General features: G+C 61.0%; 4 protein-coding genes. 1 reads left to right on the top strand and 3 read right to left on the bottom strand.

What is annotated here, in order from left to right; genetic code table 11:
- Nucleotides 1–52: 52 nt before the first annotated feature.
- Genes WCB02_RS26915 through WCB02_RS26905 form a run of 3 tightly spaced genes read right to left on the bottom strand, consistent with a single transcriptional unit; the run spans nucleotide 53 to nucleotide 1,393 of the window.
- The gene (locus WCB02_RS26915) at nucleotides 53–571 is read right to left on the bottom strand and encodes a hypothetical protein (protein WP_423962796.1); all 519 of its coding nucleotides are present in this window, start codon (nucleotides 569–571) and stop codon (nucleotides 53–55) included.
- 30 nt (nucleotides 572–601) lie between these two features.
- On the bottom strand, nucleotides 602–925 hold the full coding sequence (locus WCB02_RS26910) for an NmrA family NAD(P)-binding protein (RefSeq protein ID WP_423962795.1): 324 nt from the start codon (nucleotides 923–925) through the stop codon (nucleotides 602–604).
- A 45-nt stretch (nucleotides 926–970) separates the two neighbouring features.
- On the bottom strand, nucleotides 971–1,393 hold the full coding sequence (locus WCB02_RS26905) for a DoxX family protein (RefSeq protein ID WP_423962794.1): 423 nt from the start codon (nucleotides 1,391–1,393) through the stop codon (nucleotides 971–973).
- 123 nt (nucleotides 1,394–1,516) lie between these two features.
- Between WCB02_RS26905 and WCB02_RS26900 the strand changes: the two genes are divergently transcribed.
- Nucleotides 1,517–2,103, top strand: a 587-nt coding sequence (locus WCB02_RS26900) for a LysR family transcriptional regulator (protein ID WP_423962793.1), incomplete at its 3' end; no start/stop codon positions are given.

Genomic DNA, 2,103 nt, shown 5'->3' with positions numbered 1-2,103 from the left:
AGATCGAACCTTCTTGTTCGATCTCGCTATTTATTGGTCTGAACGTCGCGGTTCACGCCGTCACGGCCTTCTGGGCCGCCGCGAAGACGTCGCGTGCGGGCGTCGTACCCGCTACGTGCTGCGTACCCTCGACTCCAAGGTCCATCCATCCTGCATTCACGGCCTCAAACATTTCTTCGGCAGGTGCAGAGTGGCCCTTCGGGATGCCGAACTGCTCGAACGCTTCTGCCCACCCGGCGCGCGGGACTGCAAAGGCCTTCACCTCGAGATTCAGGACTTCACCCAATTGCTCTGCGACCTGATCCGCGCTGACCATCGAACCAAGTTCGACGACGCGCTGCCCTGACCAGGCTGGCCCGGTCAAAAGGGTTGCGACCTCCGCGCCGATGTCGTTGGTCGCGACCATGGTCGATTTCCGGTTTGTTGGATTGTAGTAGACCGGTAGCGTTCCGCCCCGGGCGACCTGCAAGCCGTAGAGGAAGTTTTCGTAGAATCCACCTGCGCGCACATATGCGATTGGCGATATCAGGTCGCGAAAACCTTGCTCCAGAAGCGACAAGGCCGTGATCATCCCAAGCCCGCTGGTCCTGTTCGCTCCCATCTACGAAAGCGCCACCACCCGCGGCGGCGTTGCCTTGGCAAGCGCCTCGACATAGTTCGCAATCACGCCCCTGGCTTCCTTGTAATCGGGCGAGGGGGCCCAGACGGCCGGCAACATGACAAACGCGCCGTCGACGCCTTCAAGTGCCCGCTCGATGGCTGCCTGGTCATTCCAATCACCGTCGACCAGTTCCACGCCCTGCTTCGCCCAGCTTGATGCCTTCTCGCGATTGCGGACGAGCGCGCGGACTTCCTTGCCGTGCGCCAACAGATGTTCTGCCGTTGCGCCGCCTGCTTTTCCAGTGATTCCCATGACTAAAAACATGCGTTTTCTCCTGATCTTGAGGGACAGAGCACTGCCCCGGTTGGTTCAACGGATGAGCGGTAGAACGGCCCGGATTCGGGGATCGCGCGCGTAGAGGCCGCCCCATGTCATCGCGCCCAGAAGCAGGGAAATGATTTCCGGCGGCGACCCCAGTTCGCCAATGCGGACATGGGCGCAGATGGCACCTCCCAAAAAGCCCGTCACCAGGATCGCGCCGAGGCTGGCGGTGGCCGGGATGGCGTAAAGCACGGCACAGGCGAGGATGATCGGACCCACGACACGGGTGAGCTCCATCGCGAACCCGGTTTCCTGCAACATGCTCGCGATCTGGGCCGGCGCGACAAGCTGAATAGTGCCGTCTGTCAGCAGAGCGATGACGACAAACGCGCTCATGATCCGGCCAGCCCACAGCGCGCGATGCAAGGTCATGGTTTCAGGCAGCTGATGCAGGTTGATGGTTTCGGACACTTGTCATTCTCCGATGGGGGGATCCCATGTTCGGAGCTTACCTACTGTGCCTCCTGGGTATGATAAACACCGAGGAAATGAACTCACTGTTCTCTCTGTGGTGAACAATGCCGAGGCGCGAAAATGCAGAATCTCGAACCCATCCTCATCTTCATAACGGTCGCGGAAATGGGGAGCTTCACCCGCGCGGCCGACAGAATGGGCATCCAAAAGGGGAGGGCCTCAACGGCGGTCCGGAAGCTGGAAGAAGATGTCGGCGTCAGGCTGCTGCACCGGACGACGCGCAGCGTGCAGTTGACGGAGGACGGACGCGCATTTCATGCCCGTGCCCGCGATCTGCTTGCTGAAGTCGATGACCTGCAGTCGATGTTCGCAGGCGATCGCGTGGCACTTCGCGGGCGTTTACGGGTCGATCTTCCGAGCGAGGTGGCGCGCTCGACGATCGTGCCGGCGTTGCCGGATTTCCTGGCGACGCACCCCGAGTTGGAGCTGGAGCTGTCGAGTACGGATCGGCAAGTCGATCTGGTTCAAGAGGGGTTCGACTGTGTCTTGCGGCTTGGACCGATCAGGGACGAGACGCTGATTGCCCGCTCACTGGGTCTGTTGCGCATGGTCAACGCTGCCAGTCCCGCCTATCTGGCGCGCCATGGCGTCCCTCGATCGCTGGAAGATCTCCAGCGTCAGGCACATCGGACAATTCATTTTTCGAC

The organism is Bradyrhizobium sp. (assembly GCF_049581145.1).
Taxonomy (GTDB): Bacteria; Pseudomonadota; Alphaproteobacteria; order Rhizobiales; family Xanthobacteraceae; genus Bradyrhizobium.
Note: the sequence above shows the minus strand (reverse complement) of the source record. Positions and strands in the feature narration are given on the sequence as shown.

Bases quoted from the DNA above. Each gene is read 5' to 3' on its own strand.
- WCB02_RS26915 (WP_423962796.1), bottom strand. From the start codon at position 571: ATGATCACGGCCTTGTCGCTTCTGGAGCAAGGTTTTCGCGACCTGATA.
- WCB02_RS26910 (WP_423962795.1), bottom strand. From the start codon at position 925: ATGTTTTTAGTCATGGGAATCACTGGAAAAGCAGGCGGCGCAACGGCA.